1 protein-coding gene is annotated in these 1,377 nt (G+C 68.6%); it reads right to left on the minus strand.

The window, feature by feature from the left end:
• Positions 1 to 1,244, minus strand: a 1,244-nt coding sequence (locus FN821_RS14050; RefSeq protein WP_142640467.1) for an IS256 family transposase, incomplete at its 3' end; no start/stop codon positions are given.
• Positions 1,245 to 1,377: the final 133 nt, after the last annotated feature.

Below are 1,377 nucleotides of genomic sequence, written 5' to 3' on the forward strand. Positions count from 1 at the left end.
TGTTTGCCGTTGGTGAAGGGGACGCCGGCACGGACGAGGGCGACCAGGTGGGGGGCGTTGACCATGCGCCACCGGGCCTGGGCAGCTTCGATCAGCTTGAACGCCATCGCGATGCCAGCGGCTCTCGAGCCGGGGCCCTTGGTGACACGCTGCCGTAGCCGGACGGTCGCGAACGTCGACTCGATCGGGTTCGTGGTCCGCAGATGGACCCAGTGCTCGGCCGGGTAGTCGTAGAACGCGAGGAGCACGTCGAGGTCGTCGGTGATCTTCGCGGCGGCCTTGGGCCACTTGGCGCCGTACTCGGCAGCGAACACCTTCGCCGCAGCGATCGCATGATCCTTGTCTTCGGCCTGGTGGATCTCGGCGAGGGCCTTCTTCGCGTTCGGGTGGGCCGACTTCGGCAGGGCGGCCAGGACGTTGCCGGTCTTGTGGAACCAGCACCGTTGCTCCTTGGTGTCGGGGAACACGTCCCGGACGGCCCGCCAGAACCCGAGAGCACCGTCCCCGGCGGCCAGCACCGGGGCACGCATGCCGCGGCGTTTGCAGTCGCGGAGCAGGTCGGCCCACGATTCTGACGATTCGCGGAACCCGTCGGACAAGGCGATCAGCTCCTTGTGGCCGTCAGCGCGGACCCCGATCATCACCAGCAGGCAGATCTTGTCCTGCTCCAGGCGGACCTTCACGTGGATCCCGTCGACCCACACGTACACGTAGTCGACGTCACGCAGGCTGCGGTTGCCGAACGCGTTCGCCTCGTCTTGCCACTGGCCGGTGAGCCGGGTGATCGTCGCCGGCGACAGGCCGGCCGCCGACCCGCAGAACTGCTCCAACGCCAGCGCGAAGTCGCCACTGGACAAGCCATGCAAGTACAACAAGGGCAGCACGTCGGCCACCTGCGGCGACTTCCGCGCCCACGCCGGCAGGATCGCCGACGCGAACCGCCTCCGCTGCCCCGTCGCCTCATCGATGCGCTTGTCGTTGACCCGCGGCGCCTGGACCGGCACCGCCCCCGCAGCGGTCGCGACCTGGCGGGCCGCGTGGAAGCCGTTGCGGACCACCAGCCGGTGCCCGTGTTCGTCGACCTGGTCGGCGTGCTGCTCGATGTAGGCGGCCACCTCGGCCTGCAACGCCGCTGCGAGCATCCGCCGGGCCCCCTCGCGGGCCAACTCGTCCAGCATCGACCCGCCCACCCCCGCCGGGGTGTGTTGATTGGCCTCGTTCTCGTCGGGGACTACCGTGAGCATGGGCGTACCTTCCCGAACCAGCGCGTCAACGCCGGTCCTGATCAGAGCTACTTGGACTTCAGATCATCCCCGGGAAGGTGCGCCCCTTCACGTCACCCCGCCGAGGACCATCCACAGGTTCTGATCATTGCTC

This window comes from Propioniciclava tarda (assembly GCF_900182665.1).
Taxonomy (GTDB): domain Bacteria; phylum Actinomycetota; class Actinomycetes; order Propionibacteriales; family Propionibacteriaceae; genus Propioniciclava; species Propioniciclava tarda.